A 17,352-nucleotide genomic window follows, 5' to 3' on the forward strand; every position below is an offset into this window, starting at 1 on the left:
GCTGATGCTGGGAGTACTGGGGCTGGACGAGACGCACGAGTCGGCGTACCGCGCACTGGTGTCCGTGGGCGCCGCCGACGTGTCCGCCCTGGCCCGGCGACTGACGCTCGGCGAGCACGACACGGAGCGCGCGCTGCGCCGCCTCGAGCGGCACGGGCTGGCCGCCCAGTCCTCGGCCCGACCGGGCCGCTGGGTCGCCGCCCCGCCCGGCGTGGCCCTGGGCGCCCTCCTCACCCAGCAACGGCACGAACTGGAGAAGGCGGAACTGGCGGCGGCCCTGCTGGCCGAGGAGTACCGGGCGACGGCGGCCGAGCCCGCCGTGCACGACCTGGTCGAGGTGGTGATCGGCGCGGCGGCGGTCGCCCAGCGCTTCCTGCAGCTCCAGCTCGGCGCGAGCGAGGAGGTCTGCGCCCTGGTCACCGGCAACCCGGCCGTCGTCTCCGGCGGCGAGAACGAGGCGGAGGAGCAGGCCACCGACCGCGGTGTGGTCTACCGGGTGGTGGTGGAGCGGTCCGTCCTCGACCTGCCGGACGGCATGACCGAGCTGTCCGCCGCGCTCGCCCGCGAGGAGCGGATCCGGGTGGTGGAGCGGGTCCCGACCAAGCTGGTGGTGGCCGACCGGACGACGGCCCTGGTGCCGCTCACCTCGCACACCTCGGAACCCGCCGCGCTGGTGGTCCACGCGAGCGGCCTCCTCGAACTGCTCTCCGGCCTGTTCGAGTCGGTGTGGCGGGACGCGCTGCCGCTGCGCCTCGGCGCGTCCGGGGTCACCGAGGAGACCCCGGACGGCCCCGACACCACCGACCTGGAGGTGCTGTCCCTGCTGCTGGCCGGCCTGACCGACGCGAGCGTCGCCAAACAGCTGGACCTGGGCCTGCGGACCGTGCAGCGCCGGGTGAAGCGCCTGATGGAACTGACCGGCGTGACGACCCGCCTGCAGCTGGGCTGGCACGCCTACGAGCGGGGCTGGGTGACCAGGGACGGGTCCTTGTGACCCGCGCCCGCCCGGCCCTCCCGACCCCCGACCGCCCCTTGCCGGCCGGTCCTGATCTGCGGCTTCGTCTCCCCTCCGGCACTCTGGTCAGATGGGAGTGTGGGACCTCCTGCTGGTCGGCCTGGTCCTCCTGCTCGGCCTGTGTGGAGTACTCGTGCCCGGGGTGCCGGGATCGTGGCTCGTATGGGCCGCGGTTCTGTGGTGGGCGCTGAAGGACCCGCAGCCGGTGGCATGGGGTGTCCTGGTGGGCGCCACGATCGCGCTCCTGCTCAGCCAGGTGGTGCGCTGGATGCTGCCCCCGAGAAGGCTGCGCGCGAGCGGAGCCACCCCCCGGATGGGCGTGTACGCGGGGGCGGGCGCGCTGCTGGGCTTCGTCCTGATCCCCGTGCTGGGCGCGATACCCGGCTTCATGGCCGGTATCTACGTCGGCGAACGGCTCCGCCTGGGCGGCCACGGAGAGGCGCGGGCGGCCCTGCGGACGGCGATGCGCTCGGGCGGGTCCAGTGTGCTGGCGGAGCTGTTCACCTGCCTGCTGATCGCGGGGGCGTGGCTGGGGGCGGTGATCTGGGGCTGACGGCACGGACGGCCGGCGGGGGCGTAAGCCCACGGTCCTGGTCCGTGCGGCCGATGTGCGGGCCCGCCCCGGGTGCTTGGCTTGCTGCCATGACCGAATTCAGCGAGGCGGAGCGTACGTATCTGAGGTCGCAGCGGCTGGGCCGACTGGCCACCGTCGACCCGCACGGGCAGCCGCAGGCGAACCCGGTCGGCTTCTTCCTCCAGGACGACGGCACCATCTTGATCGGCGGCTACGCGATGGGCTCCACCAAGAAGTGGCGCAACCTCCTGAAGAACCCGAAGGCAGCCCTGGTCGTCGACGACATCGCGAGCCTGCACCCCTGGCGGGTACGCGGCGTGGACATCCGCGGCGCCGCCGAACTCCTCAGCGGCCCGCACGAGTTGGGCCCGCACTTCAGCGAAGAGGTGATCCGCGTCCACCCGCGCCGGATCCACAGCTGGGGCCTGGACCAGGTGGACACGGAGCCCTAGAGCACGCCCTCCAAGGACAGCAGTGCGGTCTTGCGCTCCAGACCGCCCGCATACCCGGTCAGTGAACCGTCGGCGCCGATCACCCGATGGCAAGGCCGCACGATGAGCAGGGGATTGGCGCCGATCGCACCACCGACGGCCCGAACGGCCGCCCGGGAGGCGCCGATTCGCGCGGCGATCTCACCGTAGGTCGTGGTCTCCCCGTACGGCACCGACCCGAGAGCCCCCCACACCCGCTCCCGGAACTCACTCCCGTCGCTGCGCAACTCCAGCTCGAAGTCCTTCAGTTCACCACCGAAGTAGGCGGCGAGCTGTTCGCCGGCGGCACGGAAGATGTCGGGCGTGTGCACCCAACCCTCCTGGACCGTACGGCCGTTCTTCTGCCCGGGCACGGTGAGGGAGGTCAGTGCGCCGTCGTCGGGGTCGGCGGTGAGCAGCAGCGCGCCGACGGGGCTGTCGACATACGCATAGCGCACGGGGTCACTCATCGGAACTCCAACTCCCCTGCGGCACGCAGGTGTTGCAAGGCGTACGAGCGCCAGGGGCGCCAGCTGTCGGGTGTGTCGAGGAGGGGCGGCGCGACGTCGGGGTCGCCGAGGGCGCGGGCCCGGATCGTGGCGACGGTGGCCGCGTCCATGCCGGGCAGGGCGAGCAGGGCCGCCGCCGCGTCGTCACGGTCGACGCCGGCATCGAGGCGTACGGCACCGTCGGCGAGGGCGGCGGTGAGCGCGCCCAGGGTGCCGTGCGGTTCGGCCTCGGCGAGGACCGCCGGTTCGGGAAAGAGGTGGGTGAGGCTGCCGCAGGGCGCGTCGAGCGCCTTGCCGTACCGCTGGACGAGCCGCTCGGCCGCGTCCCGCCCGACGAGTGCCCGCACGGCCAGTTCGGCCGGATCGGCGGCACCGGGCGACCGTATCCCCGGCCGGGCGGCGACCATGGGCGCGAGCCGCTCGTCGCCGCCGAGCCGCTCGTCGACCGCGTACGGATCGGCGTCGAGGTCGAACAGCAGCCGCAGCCGCTGTACGGCGGTGGTCAGGTCGCGGGGGTCGGTGAGGTGCAGCCGGGCATCGAGCCACCCGCCCGGGTGAGCGCCGGTCGCGGACCGGACGGTACCGCCCCGTTCGTCGACGGCGACGATGCCGGTGCCGTGCGGAAGCCGCAGGGTGCGCCGGTACACGCGCCGCCCCGGCACCCCACTGACGTCCTCCACCCCGGCCACGGCCTCGGCGGCGAGCAGATCGAAGACGGCACCGGCCTGATAGGGCCCGCGATGGGCGAGCCGCAACGGGATCCCGGCCGTCGGGGTGGCCACCCGCGGCCCACCCCTGCCGGTCTGCGGCGCGGCGGCCCGCAGGCCGCTCGGCGTGGCCGCGTACACGGCCCGCACCGTGTCGTTGAACTGCCGCACACTGGCGAACCCGGACGCGAACGCGATCTCCGTGATCGGCAGGTCGGTGGTCTGCACGAGCACCCGCGCGGTGTGCGCCCGCTGGGCCCGGGCAAGCGCGACGGGCCCGGCACCGAGCTCGGCGGTGAGCTGCCGCTGCACCTGCCGAGCGCTGTACCCGAGCCGCGTGGCGAGCCCGGCGACCCCTTCGCGGTCAACGACACCGTCGCCGATCAACCGCATGGCCCGCCCCACCACGTCCGCCCGCACGTTCCAGTCGGCGGACCCCGGCACGGCGTCGGGCCGACACCGCCGGCAGGCCCGGAACCCCGACCCCTGCGCGGCGGCGGCCGTGGCGAAGAACCGCACGTTCCGCCGCTTCGGCGTCACCGCCGGGCAGCTGGGCCGACAGTAGATCCCGGTGGTCAGCACGGCGAAGAAGAACTCCCCGTCGAACCGCCCGTCCCTGCTCCGCACGGCCTCGTACCTGCTGTCGTCGTCCATCACGTGTCCAAGTCTCCGCCGGGAGGAGCCACCGGGCTAGCGGAAATCAGACGTCGAGCCGGAAAAGCGGGGGCCTGGGGGCGGCAGCCCCCGGACGGCCACGACAACCCCGGTCACCACCGACCCCGCTTCGCCTCCATCGCCGCCTTCCCGTCAGAACCCTTCCGCTTCCACTCCCGCCGAAGCTCCGCACGGACCCGCGCATCGGTCTTGGCCACGATCCACTGGTTCTCCCGCATCAACTTCCGATAGCTCTCCAGCCGCCGCACCGACAGCTCCCCCGAGTCGAGCGCGGCAAGCACCGCGCACCCCGGCTCGCTCTCGTGCGCGCAGTCCTGGAAACGGCAGCGTCCGGACAGTTCCTCGATCTCGGCGAAGACCTGGCCGACCCCGGTCCCGGCGTCCCAGAGGCCGACGCCCCGGAGTCCGGGTGTGTCGATGAGGACACCGCCGCCCGGCAGGGAGAGGAGGTTGCGGGTGGTCGTCGTATGGCGGCCCTTTCCGTCCGCGTCCCGGGTGGCGCGTACGTCCATGACGTCGTCGCCGAGGAGCGCGTTCGCGAGGGTGGACTTGCCCGCGCCGGACTGGCCGAGCAGCACGGACGTACCGCCGGAGACGAGGGCCACGAGGACGTCGAGGCCTTCACCGCGTACGGCGCTGACCGTGAGCACGGGGACGCCGGGGGCGGTGGACTCGACGTCCTCGACGAGGTACGACAGGCCCACCGGGTCCGGCACGAGGTCGGCCTTGGTGAGCACGACGACGGGCTGGGCGCCCGATTCCCAGGCCAGGGCGAGGAAGCGTTCCACGCGGCCGAGGTCGAGTTCGACGGCGAGCGAGACCGCGATGATCGCGTGGTCGACGTTGGCGGCGAGGATCTGCCCCTCGGACCGCTTGGAGGAGGTGGAACGGACGAAGGCGGTACGGCGTGGCAGCAGCGCTCGCACATACTGCGGATCGCTGCCTTCCGGGTCGACGGCGGCCCAGTCCCCCGTGCACACGACCTTCATCGGATCGCGGGGGACGACGAACTCGGTGTCGGCCCGCACGGTACCGACGGGGGTGACGACGTCGCACTGCCCGCGGTCGACGCGGACGACCCGCCCGGGCAGGAGGCCCTCGCTGTCATAGCGGGCGAACTCGTCCGCCCATGCCTCGTCCCAGCCGTAGGGAGCGAGCACGGAGAGAGCAGGGGAAACGGAGCTGGAACTGCTGGAAGTCAAGGGAGATCCTTCACAAGGACGGCCCCGGCCGACGAAGTTGAGGTCAGCCGGCTGCCAGGGAGGTGGACTTGATGAACTCGTGGATGCGGGCAGCGCCCGGCGCGACGGCAGTCATCGGTCAACACCTCCCAGGTCTTCCTCGTGAACGGACACGATCGGAACGAGCACGACCTTAGGGGCACTCGGGCCACGACGCCACCGAATTACAGCGGCCCACATGGCAGCGCACCGGATCACAGCGCACCGAGATGCTCCCGCACCCGCCCCATCGGCCACACCTCGCCGATCTTGTGCTTGATGTCGAAGAGGTTCGCCGCGTGGATGCCGGCGTCCCGGTCGCCGACGGCCTCCTCGACCACGATGGGCACGAACCCGTACTGCATGGCGTCCAGCGCGCTGGCGCGGACGCAGCCGCTCGTCGACAGTCCGCCGATGAACAGGGTGTCGATGCCGTTCGCCGTGAGGTGAGCGGCAAGTCCGGTGCCGAAGAAGGCACTCGGGTACTGCTTCGTCACGGTCAGTTCGTCCGCCGTCGGGGCCAGCCCGTCGATGAATTCGCCGAAGGGACTGCCTTCGACGAAGGCCCGCAGGACGGGCACCTTGCGGAAGAAGAGGCCGCCGTCACTGCCGTCCGCCCGCAGCAGCACCCTCGTGATGATCACCGGAATCCCGGCCCGGCGCGCGTCGGCCAGCAGGAGTCCCATCGCCTCGACCGCCGGTTCGACCCCCGCGTAGAGCGGGCAGTCCGGGTCGACGTAGGCGCGGGCGGGGTCCACCAGGAGGAGGGCCGGGGAGGTGCCGGGGGTGAGCCGGCCGCCGAATCCGGCGTGCTCGTAGTCCTGCTGCCGGGAGGCGGTCATGGCGATCCCCTTCGTGAAGTGGCGGACTCCGGGCGGGCGTTGACGGCGACCGCGTCGGCCGTACGCGGCGCTCGCAGCGACCGCGGAAACGCCAGGCAGATCACTCCGCCCGCCACCACGATGCCCGTGAGGACGAACCCCGTGACGCGGATGTTGGCGACGAAGCGGTTCAGCTCGCCCGACCCGAGGACGTTCAGCGTGTTCAGTGTCCCGTCGTACGCGGCGTGCCGGGCCGGTTCGCTCAGCCCGGTCGTCGTGAACGCGAGCGCGAGCGCCGTACTGAGCAGGTAACCCACGTTCTGTGTGGTCGACCGCAGGCCGTTGGCCATCCCGCGCCGGTCCGCCGGCGCGCTGAGCATCAGGGCGCTCGTGCTGGGGGTCATGAACAGCCCGGTGCCGGCCCCGACGAGGAAGAGGAACGGGGCCACCGCCAGGAAAGGCACCGCCGTCGTCGAGAGCGTCAGCGAGAAGCCCAGCAGTCCGCACGCCGTCATGGCGGTGCCCGCCGTCGTCAGCGCGCGCGGGGTGAAGCGGCCGAACAGGGAACCGGCGACGGCCGAGGTCGTCAGCGTGCCGACCGCGACCGGTGTCACCAACACTCCCGCCCGCAGGGACGTGGCGCCGGCGACCGCCTGCTCGTGCAGGGAGGCCAGCAGTACGACGGCGTAGGAGCCGATCGCGTTGGCGAGCACGGCGCCGAGCACCAGGGCGATCGCCCGGGTGCGCAGCAACGCGACGTCGACCAGGGGGTGCGACCGCCGTGCCTGGACGACGACGAAGGCCGTGAACAGCGCGAGGGTCGCGCCGGCGCAGATCCACGGCAGCCGGCCGGAGACGGTGGCCGTGGCGCCGGGCGTCAGGGCGAGGACCAGCGCGGTCAGCATCGCCGTGGAGAGCAGCGCGCCCGGCAGGTCGAACGGTTCGCGGGCGCCGCCGGCCCGCTGGGCGGTGCCGCCCGCGCTCACCGGAACGACCAGCGCCGACGCGACGATCGCGAGCAGCCCGATCGGCACGCAGACGACGAACAGCCCGCGCCAGCCGAGGAGTTGGGTCGCCGCGCCGCCGACGAGCGGTCCGGCGAGCTGGGCCAGCGCGGCCACGGTCACGTTCCAGCCGAGGGCCCGGCCCAGGCTCCGCGCGGGGAAGACGTCGGTCAGCAGGGCGGTGTTGTTGGTGATCACGGCGGCGGCCCCGGCCCCCTGCACGACCCGGGCCGCGATCAGGAACTCCGCCGTCGGGGCGAGCGCCGCCAGCCCGGTCGCGGCGGTGAAGACGACGAGCCCGGCGAGATAGAGCCTGCGGCGGCCGACCAGGTCGGCGATCCGGCCGAAGACGAGGATCAGAGCGGTGGTGACCAGCATGTAGCCGAGCAGGATCCAGTCGGCCTGCCCGGGGCCCGCACCCAACTCCCGGGCGATCGTGGGCAGCGCGACGGCGAGGCCGCTCATGTTCAGGAACACGGCGACCACGCCCACGGCGGTGGCGGCGAACACCCACCGCGGGTCACGGCCGGCGGACCCCGCCCCGGGCATCAGGCCGGCCACACGTCCGGCCCACCGAGGGAGGCGTCCGGCGGGTCCGGTACGGGGGCGGTTCTCACCGCGGGACCGAGCGCGACTTCATCAGCGGCTGGATGCGCGTTCCGAAGTTCTCCAGGCCTTCGAGGAAGTCGTCGAAAACGAGCATGATCCCCTTGGTGCCTTCGACCTCGGCGACCTCGTCGAGCAGTTTCGCGACGGTCTCGTAGGACCCGACCAGCGTGCCCATGTTGAAGTTCACCGCGCCTTCGGGCAGCGCGATGGTCCGGGCGGTCGAGGTGCCGTCGGAGGTGGTGTCCGTGGCCGTCTCGCCCGCCATGTACGCCAGCGCCGCGTGGTCGGCGTTGTCGTGGTAGTCCTGCCACTTGGCGTGGGCGGCCTCGTCGGTCTCGTCCGCGATGACCATGAACAGCGAGAGCGCGCCGACGTCCCGGCCGGTCTGCTCGGCCGCCTCGACGAGACCGGCCGTGGTGTCCGAGAGCGCGAGCGGGGTGTTGACGCCGCTGCCGAGGATGAAGTTGTACTGGGCGTGCTCGGCGGCGAACTTCATGCCGGTGCTGCTCTGGCCGGCGGCGACGATGTCGATGTGCCCGTCCGTCGGGCGCGGCGACAGCACGCAGTCGTCCATCTGGTAGAACTCGCCCTTGAAGTTGCTGACGCCCTCGCTCCACAGCTCCTTCATCACCGTGACGTACTCGGCGGCGCGCGCGTAGCGGTTGCCGAAGTGCTGGTCGCCGGGCCACAGGCCCATCTGGGAGTACTCGCCGGGGGCCCAGCCGGTGACGATGTTGATGCCGAAGCGGCCGGGGGCGATCGAGTCGATCGTCACCGCCATGCGCGCGACGATGGCGGGCTCCAGCGCGAGGATCGGGGTGGAGGCGTACAGCTTGATGCGCTCGGTCACGGCGGCCAGGCCCGCCATCAGCGTGAACGACTCCAGGTTGTGGTCCCAGAACTCCGTCTCGCCGCCGAACCCCTTGAGCTTGATCATCGACAGCGCGAAGTCGAGCCCGTGCTCCTCCGCCTTCTGCACGATGGCCTTGTTCAGCTCGAAGCTCGGCAGGTACTGGGGTGAACTCTTCGATATGAGCCAGCCGTTGTTGCCGATGGGGATGAAGACGCCGATGTCCATACCGCTCCTCGCTGGCGGGTGGGGTGGATCTGACGGGGTGACAACGCCCTTACGTGATCGCGGAGTTCCAGGAATTCCGGGATGCCCTCAAATGTATTCGTCGATCATTACCGCCCCCCGCCCGGTCCGTGAACGCCGCGCTACACGGCGTCCGACCCGCCGCACGGCAGGGCGCGCGCCACACAGCGTGACGGATCTTGATCTCAGTGTGACTTGCCGGTAACTCTCCCTGAATTTACGTCAGTTGAGCGTGCGGCGGTGCTCGGGACCGCTGGTGGGAATCATGCGAAGCTGTACGTCACCTGAGGCCGGAACGGTAAAGTCCACGGTATGAACGCGCGTCTGGCTCTCCTCGGCACGGTGGACCCCGGCGTGGCGGAGAGCGAGGTCTTCCGGCTGGCGCTCCAGCACGCCGTGGGCGAGCTGAGCGCCCTCGGGGGAACGATTCACCTGCGCGGCCCCATGTCCATGCTCCGGCTGGTGTCGTCGACCGGTCTGCCGCCCGCGCTCGCCCGCTCCTGGGAGATCATCAACCAGGAGGGCCCGTCGGCGCAGGCCCGGGCCCTGTACCAGGGCCGTGGCGTGTGGGTGCCGCTGGAGTCCACGTCCGAGGACACGGCGGCCCCGGATCTCAGCTGGCCCGGCACCGGCCTGGCCGCCCTGCCGCTGTTCGGCGGCGACCGCAGCATCGGCGCGCTCACGGTCCTGGCCGGTGACCAGGGCGAACCCACCGCGAAGCAGTGGGACTTCCTCCACGATCTGACCGCCTGGACCGAGGAGCGGATGAGCCAGGCCGCGCCGCCCTCCACCCCCTCCCGGACGGACCTGACCGGCTCCCGCGACCGTCTGCGGCAGGCCCTGAAGGAGGTCAGCGTCGGCTCGTGGGACTGGGACATCCAGGGCGGCGAACTGCTGTGGGACGAAGCGGCCATGGAGCTGTACGGCTTCCGGCCGGAGGACTACACCGCGCGGGTCGAGAACTGGATGGTGTGCGTCCACCCCGACGACCTGGCGCCGACCCTCGACGCGGTGGACCGGGCGATCCGCGACCACGGCGTGTTCGAGGCCGAGTACCGGGTACGGCGGCTGGACGGCACGTACGGCTGGACGCAGGCCCGCGCGCGGGTGACGTACCACGAGAACGGCGAGCCTCACCGGATGATCGGCGTGGGCTGGGAGAGCAACGAGTCCCGGTCCGCCCGGGACGCGCTCGGCCGCGCCCTGCGCCACATGAGCGACGGCTTCCTGGCGGTGGACGACGAGTGGCGGATCACCTTCGCCAACCTGGAGGCGGAGCGCACGCTCGGCTTCTCCGAGGAGGAGCTGTTCGGGCAGCTGCTGTGGGAGCTGCCCGCCACCCGCGAGGTGCCCGGCATGGAGAGCCGCTGCCGGGAGGCCGCCGCCGAGGAGAGGTCCGTCGGGTTCGACGTGCGGATGGGTGACAGCGGCCGGCGCCACCACGTGCGCCTGGTGCCGGGCCCCGACGGCCGCACCCTCTACTTCACCGACGTCACCGAGAAGCGGCAGCACGAGGAGGAGCGCCGCGCCTCCGAGCGCGCCGCGGTCGAACGCGCGGCCCGGATGGGCGAGTTGACGACGGCCCTGGCCAAGGCGACGACCTCGCAGGACGTGGTGGCCGCGGTCGCCCGCCGGGTGCTGCCGCCGTTCGCCGCGGCCGGTCTCCTGGTGCAGGCCGTCGAGGGCGACCGGCTGCACACCGTGGGAGCGGACGGCTACCCCGAGGACTTCCTCGCCACCGTCGACGGCCACTCCCGGACATCCGGTGAGCCGTCCTGGGACGTGATCGCGTCCGGTCTGCCGCTGTTCCTCTCCTCGGTCGAGGAGTACACGGCCCGCTACCCCGCGCTGACCGGCAGGCCGGACCGGGCCGAGAAGCAGGCGTGGGCGTTCCTGCCGCTGACGGCGTCCGGCAAGACCTTCGGCGTCTGCGTCGTCGCCTTCGAGCGCTCCCGCCGGCTCTCCGACGAGGAGCGCACGCTGCTGACCACGATCAGCGCCCTCGTCGCCCAGGCCCTGGAGCGGGCCCGGCTCTACGACGCCGAGCACACCCGTTCCCGCGAACTCCAGCGCAGTCTGCTCCCCCGGGACCTGCCCGATCTGCCGGCGTGCACCGCGGCCGCCCGCTACCTTCCGGCCGGCCAGGGCATGGACGTGGGCGGCGACTGGTACGACATCATCCCGCTCTCGGGCGGCCAGGTCGCCCTGGTGGTGGGCGATGTGATGGGCCACGGCCTGCCGGAGGCGGCGACGATGGGCCGCCTGCGCACGGCGGTCCACACCCTGGCCGACCTGGAACTCCCGCCCGACGAGATCATGAGCCACCTCAACGACCTGGTCGCCGGCATGGGCGAGGAGTCGTACGCGACCTGTCTGTACGCGCTCTACGACTCGACCTCGCGGATCTGCTCCATCGCACGGGCCGGGCATCCGCCGCCCGCGGTGGTCCACCCCGACGGCACGGTCCACTTCCCGCCCCTGGAGGCGGACCCGCCGCTCGGCGCGGCCGAACCCCCTTTCGAGACGGTCGAGTTGACGGTTCCGGAGGGCAGCCTGCTGGTGCTCTACACCGACGGCCTGGTGGAGTCGTCCAAGCGCGAGATGGAAGAGGGCATGGCGGACCTGGCGCGGCTGCTGCACGAGGCGCACCAGGCCGATCCGGGCACGGACATGGACCTGGAGCGCCTCTGCGACACCCTGACGGCGGGGCTGCTGCCCGCCGAGAGCGCGACGACGGACGACGCGGCCCTGCTGGTCGCCCGCCTGCACGCCCTCACCGGCGACCGCATGGCGTCCTGGTCGCTGCCCGAGGACCCGCGAGCCGCCGGCCAGGCCCGCCGCCACGTGCGTGAACAGCTCGTCCTGTGGGGTCTGGACGACCTGATCCCGACCACGGAACTGCTGGCCAGCGAGATGGTGGGCAACGTGATCCGCCACGCCAGGGGCCCGCTGCGGCTACGGCTCCTGCACGGCGCCGAGCTGATCTGCGAGGTCTTCGACGGCAGTCTGACGATGCCCCGGATCCGCCGTGCGACGGACACGGACGAGGGCGGTCGCGGCCTGCAGCTGATCACGGCCCTCTCCCAGCGGTGGGGCACGCGCTACACGGCCACGGGCAAGTGCATCTGGACGGAACAGGCACTGCTCGCACCGGAGAACCGGCCGGAGCCGACGTCCGACCCCCTGGACCTGATGTTCCTCAACACGGGTGATTTCACGGGGGACCTGGACGCCCTGCTCCTGGGGGACGAGGACCGCTAGCGGTCCTCGTCCGGAGGGTGTCGCGAGGTCAGGACTTCGCGCAGCTCTGCCCGTTCAGCGTGACGTCGTACGGCGGGGAGTTCTTGCCCGACCAGGTGGCGATGAAGCCGAAGGAGAGAGTGCCGTTCGCGGGGACCGACTCGTTGTAGTCGGCGGCGGTGGCGGTGACCCGGGAGCCGTTCTGGGCGAAGTTGGCGTCCCACATCTGGCCGACCCGCTGGCCGTCCTTGAAGGACCAGGCCACCCGCCAGTCGCCGATGGCCTTCCCGGTGGTGACGCTGATGGTGGCCTGGAAACCGTCGGGCCACTGGTTGACGAGGTCGAACTCGAACGCGCAGGTGGGCGAGGCGCTCTTGCCCGGGGACGACTTGTCGTCGGCCGTGGACGAGGAGGCGCCCTGGGGCTCCGGGTCCGGGTCCGCCTTCTTGCCCCGGCCGGTCGGCGTCGCCGTCGTGGTGGCGGACGGGGTCGGGGAGGCCGTCTTCGGGAGCGGTACCGAGGACGGCCGGGACGGCTGCGGCGCGGCCACCGGGCCGGTGTCGGCCGAGGGGCCGCCGGAGCCCGACGCGTCGTCGTCCATGCCACCGCCCATCGGCATCATCGACACGGCGAGCGCCAGCAGCGACACCAGGACGGCGGCGACGAGCAGACCGTTGCGCACGGCCTTCGCCCGCTTGGCACCCTCCTGCGGCTCACCGCCCGAGCCGGCGGTCAACTCCGGGCGTCCGACGCCCAGTCGCACCTCGGCGGCCCGGCGGCGGCGCTCCAGATAGGCCAGGCCGCCCCAGCCGATCACCCCGCCGGCCAGCGCCACGGGCAGCCCGCCGCTGGTGGGCCGCAGACAGGCGGCGGCCTCCGCACAGCCCACGCACCGGGCGAGGTGGTGCGAGAGGTCCTCGGGGATGTCGGCGGTGGGCGACCGGGTGACCGCGTCGAGCAGCCGCACATAGCTGCGGCACTGCGCGTCCATCGGTGTGTCGACGTGGTTGCGGTGGCAGCGGTCCCGGAACAGGCCGCGCACCTGGGCGAGTTCGTCGGCGACGAGGGCCGGGTCCAGGCCCAGGCGCCGGGCCACCACGGGCAGCGGCAGCGCCTCCACCTCGGCCAGCCACAGCAGCGTGGCGTCCGCTTCCTGCAGGTCACGCAGACCGCGCAGGGCGATCGGGCGCAGCAGCGGCGGTCCGGTGTAGCGCGCGGCGTTGTCGGAGTTGAGCCACAGCCGCAGATCGGAGTCGAGGTCGTGACCCTGTCCACCCGCTTCCCAGGCCGCCGCAGTGGTGCGTACGGCGGTCAGCAGCAGGGGAATCACGGGGAGGTTGGGCGCGCGGCGGCCGGTGCTCCTGGCATGGCCGCTCTCCGCGGCGCGTGCTTCGCGTATGCCGAGGGCGAATGCCTCCGTGGCCAGCTGTGTGGCCGCGGTGGAGCCCGCGGTGCACAGATCGGCGTAGGACAGCACGGCGTCCCAGCACTCCGAGAACAGCGCGGCCTCGGCGGCGTCCTTCGGGGTCGGCAGGTCGGGCATGGGTCTCCTGCATCCACAAGCGAGGTCAACTCACCATGTTGGCAACGGAGTTGTGGGGAGCCTCGCGGCAGGGCCCGAGCCTTTCACGTTCTCGACACAACTGACAAGCGCCCGTTTCAATTCCGGTTACCGGCGGTCGCCTGACGACGACCGCCGGTGCACCCCCCGCTGCCGCTCCTGCGTCCACTCCTCGTTGCTACGAGAGTTATACGGAAGGAACGCCAGGAAGTATCGATGCGATGCCACTCCGTGTCCCCCGGGACCCCGGGACCCCGGGAGTCACACCTGGGTCGGCTCCGGCGTGGAGGTGCTGTCCTCGCGGGCCGGCAGGCTGTCCATGAAGGAGCTGACGGAGAACACGGCGCGGCCGGGGCCGGGTTCGCCGTATCCGGGCGGGGACTGGAGCCCGAAGTCCTCCATGGTGGCGCGGTAGGCCTCCAGCAGCCGGATGTGGTACTCCAGCGGGGCACCCTGCGGGTTGGCCTTGCCGAGCGGGGTGGTGGGCTCGGGGCACCAGGTGGTGAAGCGGGGCGTGATGCCCTGCGACATGAAGAAGCGCAGGCCTTCGGTGGTCGACGCGATGGCCTCGTCGACGGTCTTGAAGCCGAACGGCTCCGCCATCTCCACGCCCGCCACGAAGTTGGGGATCACGTTGCGCGCGCCGAAGATCTCCGCCGAGTCGAGGATCCGCTTGTGCCACTCGGCGCGGCCGACGTAGCGCTCCTTGCCCGGGCAGTGCAGCTTGAACAGGTACTCGTCCCACACCTCGTAGTTGGGGTGGTAGATCTGCACGCCGTAGTCCTTGAAGCGCTGCACGTCGTCCTTCGGCAGGGCCTGGGCGACGACCTTGCCGATCCAGCGGCCCGGGAAGCGCTCCTCGATGGCCTTGGCGTAGTGCCCGTAGAAGTCGGCCTCGTCGCGCCCCGCGACGGTCTTGGTGATCGCGCCGCCGGTGAGGGTGTAGGCGGTGGACACCTTCGCGGTGTCGTAGCGGTCGATGATCTCGAGCGCCTCCAGCACCTCCTCCACGTCCTTGACGCCCGTGTACGGCCGCCCGGCCGCCTTGTGCTGGCGCCAGTTGTGGTTGATGTCGCAGTACTGGCACTCCTCCTTGGCGCCGAAGTACTGGCAGACGCGGAAGACGGTGAGGTAGATCAGGTAGCCCCACTGGATGGTCGGGGCCACCTCCATCACGGACTTCCCGTTGGCGAGCTTGTGCCGGTAGTACTCGGGCATCGGCGGCACACCGACATCGGCGATGCGCTTGCCGTCGAGATACAGCCCGAGGACACCGTCGTCGTCGGAGGCGACGCGGTACGGCGAGGCCGGGTTCACGCGCACGGAGACGACGGTCCGTCGCAGGTCGTAGGGGCCGCCCGTGAGGATGATCTCCTCCGGGGGCCGGCGCAGCGCGGCCTCGCCCAGCTCCGGCAGCGTGCCGTGGTCGAAGGAGAAGATGAAGTACGACTTCGGCTTGACCTCGCCGCCCTCGTTGTCACTCAGCGCGGAGGGGTCGAAGGCGACACCGCCGCGCAGCAGGTCCTCCTTGAAGACGGCTTCCCGCGGCACATGCGGAAAGCGCTCCATCAGATCCTCGACCAGCGCGGTGCGGCTGCCCATCCCGTAATCTCCTCCCGGCTCAGGCGCCCTGCTTCAGGCGTACGACTCTTCACGGTATGCCCCCGCTCGTTCATTCCCCGTGCCGGGTCCCTCCACGACGGGCGATATGTTCCGGTACGGGAGTGTTCGACGGCAGGGCCGGGTCCGCGACCGGGGTACCCCACGTCGACGTCAGCGGCAGCGTGCCCGCCCATATCCCCAGCTCCGCGTCAGGTCCCTCGCCGTCGTCCGGCGGGCCCGTGCGGATCTTGACCGATGCCTCCTCCAGGGACAGGGCGAGCAGGGTGGTGGCGGCGAGTTCCTTGCGGCTCGGGCGGCGGGCGTACGTCCACTGCCCGGGTGTCGCGTGTTCGGTGAGGGCGCGCAGGCCGGCCAGCTTCTCGTCGGGGTCGGTGATCTTGCGCGGGACGCCGTGGATCATCGCGCTGCGGTAGTTCACGCCGTGCTCGAACACCGACCGGGCCAGGACCAGGCCGTCGACATGGGTGACCGTGACGCAGACCGGCGTGCCGGCGGCGAGGCTGCGGCTGGCCACGGAACCGTGCAGATAGAGCTGCCGCTCGTCACGGCCGTACACCGTCGGTACGACCAGGGGCCGGCCCTCGACCAGCACACCCAGGTGGCACACGAACCCGGCGTCCAGGATCGCGTCCAGGTCCGCCCGGTCGAGGCTGCCCTGCTCGCGCAGACGGCGGTGCCGGGTCAGCTCGGTCTGCGGGAGGGCGGCGGGCAGGGCGGGCGGCGGGCTCGACGTCATGGACGCAAAGCTAACGAAAGCGCACCCCGGACGGATAGGGGGCGACGTGATCCGTTGCCGTGAACGCCCAGCGCAACGAAATTCGTCGCGCAGCCCCGCCGGGTACCCGCTGCGCGACTCCCGGACGCGCGAGGTAGGTTCCCCTGTGAGGTCGTGGCTCTCGATGCCACGGGGAGGGACAACGGGATGACCGGGACCGTCACCAACTGGGCGGGCAACATCACCTATGCCGCCAAGGAACTGCACCGCCCGCACTCGCTCGACGCGCTCAAGGCCCTGGTGGCCGACAGCGCGAGGGTGCGCGTGCTGGGCAGCGGGCACTCCTTCAACGAGATCGCCGAACCGGGTCCCGACGGCGTCCTGCTGTCGACCGCCGGACTGCCCCCGGTGATCGACGTGGACACCACGGCCCGCACGGTACGGGTCTCGGGCGGCGTCCGATACGCGGAACTGGCCCGGGTCGTGGACGCGCACGGCCTCGCCCTGCCCAACATGGCCTCCCTGCCGCACATCTCCGTGGCCGGTTCGGTGGCCACCGGCACCCACGGCTCGGGCGTGGCCAACGGCTCCCTCGCGTCGGCCGTGCGCGAGGTCGAGATCGTCACCGCGGACGGCTCCACCGTGACGATCGGACGCGGCGACGACCGCTTCGACGGCGCCGTCACCTCGCTGGGCGCGCTCGGCGTCGTCACCACCCTCACTCTCGACCTGCAGCCGGGCTTCGACGTCGAGCAGTACGTGTTCACCGAACTCCCCCTCGAAGGCCTGGACTTCGAGACGGTCGCCGCGACGGCGTACAGCGTGAGCCTGTTCACCGACTGGCGCGCGCCGGGCTTCCGGCAGGTGTGGCTGAAGCGGCGCTCCGACCAGCCGCTCGCGGACTTCCCGTGGGCCGCCCCGGCGACCGAGAAGATGCACCCGGTGCCGGGGATGCCCGCCCGCAACTGCACCGAGCAGTTCGGCGTACCGGGCCCGTGGCACGAGCGACTCCCGCATTTCCGGGCGGAGTTCACGCCGAGCAGCGGCTCCGAGCTGCAGTCCGAGTACCTGCTGCCGAGGCCGCACGCCCGCGACGCGCTGCGCGCGCTGGACGTGATCCGGGCGACCATCGCGCCCCTGCTGCAGGTCTGCGAGGTGCGCACGGTGGCCGCCGACGCGCAGTGGCTCAGCCCGGCGTACGGGCGGGACACGGTGGCCCTGCACTTCACCTGGGTCGACGACACCGAGGCCGTGCTGCCGGTGGTGCGCGCGGTGGAGGTGGCGCTGGACGCCTTCGACGCCCGGCCGCACTGGGGCAAGGTGTTCACGACGGAGGCGCGGGTGCTGCGCGAGCGCTACCCCCGGCTCGGCGACTTCCGGGAGCTGGCCCGTACGCTGGACCCCGGCGGCAAGTTCGCCAACACCTTCGTGCGGGACGTACTCGGCGACTGAGCCTCCGCCCCCTTGGGCCCGCTCCCTGGACCGAGACTTTATAAAGCCCCTTTCCTAACCC

14 protein-coding genes are annotated in these 17,352 nt (G+C 71.9%); 5 read left to right on the plus strand and 9 right to left on the minus strand.

Annotation, left to right across the window (positions count from 1 at the left end; genetic code table 11):
* Nucleotides 1-4 precede the first annotated feature (4 nt).
* The 3 genes from ACIQI8_RS07455 to ACIQI8_RS07465 all read left to right on the plus strand — a co-directional run bounded on the left by ACIQI8_RS07455 (nucleotide 5) and on the right by ACIQI8_RS07465 (nucleotide 2,041).
* Nucleotides 5-994: a helix-turn-helix domain-containing protein gene (locus tag ACIQI8_RS07455; RefSeq protein WP_402345849.1), complete on the plus strand. Its 990-nt coding sequence runs from the start codon at nucleotides 5-7 to the stop codon at nucleotides 992-994.
* A gap of 91 nt (nucleotides 995-1,085) precedes the next feature.
* Nucleotides 1,086-1,568, plus strand: coding sequence for a DUF456 domain-containing protein (locus ACIQI8_RS07460; protein ID WP_402345851.1), 483 nt, complete (start codon nucleotides 1,086-1,088; stop codon nucleotides 1,566-1,568).
* 89 nt (nucleotides 1,569-1,657) lie between these two features.
* Nucleotides 1,658-2,041: a PPOX class F420-dependent oxidoreductase gene (locus tag ACIQI8_RS07465; RefSeq protein WP_402345853.1), complete on the plus strand. Its 384-nt coding sequence runs from the start codon at nucleotides 1,658-1,660 to the stop codon at nucleotides 2,039-2,041.
* Here the strand turns inward: ACIQI8_RS07465 and ACIQI8_RS07470 are convergent.
* From ACIQI8_RS07470 to rutA, 6 genes are all read right to left on the minus strand, one after another.
* The gene (locus ACIQI8_RS07470; RefSeq protein ID WP_402345855.1) at nucleotides 2,038-2,529 is read right to left on the minus strand and encodes a methylated-DNA--[protein]-cysteine S-methyltransferase; all 492 of its coding nucleotides are present in this window, start codon (nucleotides 2,527-2,529) and stop codon (nucleotides 2,038-2,040) included. The genes ACIQI8_RS07465 and ACIQI8_RS07470 overlap by 4 nt on opposite strands.
* Entirely contained in the window at nucleotides 2,526-3,929 is a 1,404-nt protein-coding gene (locus ACIQI8_RS07475) for a bifunctional transcriptional activator/DNA repair enzyme AdaA (RefSeq protein WP_402346745.1), read from the minus strand. Before ACIQI8_RS07475 ends, ACIQI8_RS07470 begins: the two co-directional genes overlap by 4 nt.
* A 113-nt stretch (nucleotides 3,930-4,042) precedes the next feature.
* A complete protein-coding gene (rsgA, locus tag ACIQI8_RS07480) occupies nucleotides 4,043-5,152 on the minus strand; it encodes a ribosome small subunit-dependent GTPase A (protein WP_402345857.1) in 1,110 nt (369 codons plus the stop codon).
* A 233-nt stretch (nucleotides 5,153-5,385) separates the two neighbouring features.
* Nucleotides 5,386-6,012, minus strand: coding sequence for an isochorismatase family protein (locus ACIQI8_RS07485; protein WP_402345859.1), 627 nt, complete (start codon nucleotides 6,010-6,012; stop codon nucleotides 5,386-5,388).
* On the minus strand, nucleotides 6,009-7,505 hold the full coding sequence (locus ACIQI8_RS07490; protein WP_402345860.1) for an MFS transporter: 1,497 nt from the start codon (nucleotides 7,503-7,505) through the stop codon (nucleotides 6,009-6,011). The genes ACIQI8_RS07485 and ACIQI8_RS07490 overlap by 4 nt, the downstream gene beginning before the upstream one ends.
* A 103-nt stretch (nucleotides 7,506-7,608) precedes the next feature.
* Nucleotides 7,609-8,682, minus strand: a complete 1,074-nt coding sequence (gene rutA / locus ACIQI8_RS07495; RefSeq protein WP_402345862.1) for a pyrimidine utilization protein A — start codon at nucleotides 8,680-8,682, stop codon at nucleotides 7,609-7,611.
* Between the two features lie 330 nt (nucleotides 8,683-9,012).
* Between rutA and ACIQI8_RS07500 the strand changes: the two genes are divergently transcribed.
* On the plus strand, nucleotides 9,013-11,961 hold the full coding sequence (locus ACIQI8_RS07500; RefSeq protein WP_402345864.1) for a SpoIIE family protein phosphatase: 2,949 nt from the start codon (nucleotides 9,013-9,015) through the stop codon (nucleotides 11,959-11,961).
* 28 nt (nucleotides 11,962-11,989) lie between these two features.
* Here the strand turns inward: ACIQI8_RS07500 and ACIQI8_RS07505 are convergent, their stop codons facing one another.
* The 3 genes from ACIQI8_RS07505 to ACIQI8_RS07515 all read right to left on the minus strand — a co-directional run bounded on the left by ACIQI8_RS07505 (nucleotide 11,990) and on the right by ACIQI8_RS07515 (nucleotide 15,860).
* Complete coding sequence (locus ACIQI8_RS07505) at nucleotides 11,990-13,483, minus strand: cellulose binding domain-containing protein (RefSeq protein ID WP_402345866.1); 1,494 nt, start codon at nucleotides 13,481-13,483, stop codon at nucleotides 11,990-11,992.
* A gap of 279 nt (nucleotides 13,484-13,762) precedes the next feature.
* Nucleotides 13,763-15,103, minus strand: coding sequence for a radical SAM protein (locus ACIQI8_RS07510; RefSeq protein ID WP_402345868.1), 1,341 nt, complete (start codon nucleotides 15,101-15,103; stop codon nucleotides 13,763-13,765).
* Nucleotides 15,104-15,173: 70 nt separating this feature from the next.
* Nucleotides 15,174-15,860 carry a pyridoxamine 5'-phosphate oxidase family protein gene (locus tag ACIQI8_RS07515; RefSeq protein ID WP_402345870.1) on the minus strand — a complete coding sequence of 229 codons (687 nt, stop codon included), beginning with the start codon at nucleotides 15,858-15,860 and terminating at the stop codon, nucleotides 15,174-15,176.
* Between the two features lie 186 nt (nucleotides 15,861-16,046).
* Here ACIQI8_RS07515 and ACIQI8_RS07520 point away from each other — a divergent pair, with 186 nt between their 5' ends.
* On the plus strand, nucleotides 16,047-17,291 hold the full coding sequence (locus tag ACIQI8_RS07520) for an FAD-binding protein (RefSeq protein ID WP_402345872.1): 1,245 nt from the start codon (nucleotides 16,047-16,049) through the stop codon (nucleotides 17,289-17,291).
* The last annotated feature ends 61 nt before the right edge of the window (nucleotides 17,292-17,352 follow it).

Origin of the sequence: Streptomyces sp. NPDC092369, assembly GCF_044755245.1 — a bacterium.
In the GTDB taxonomy this organism is placed as follows: Bacteria; Actinomycetota; Actinomycetes; order Streptomycetales; family Streptomycetaceae; genus Streptomyces.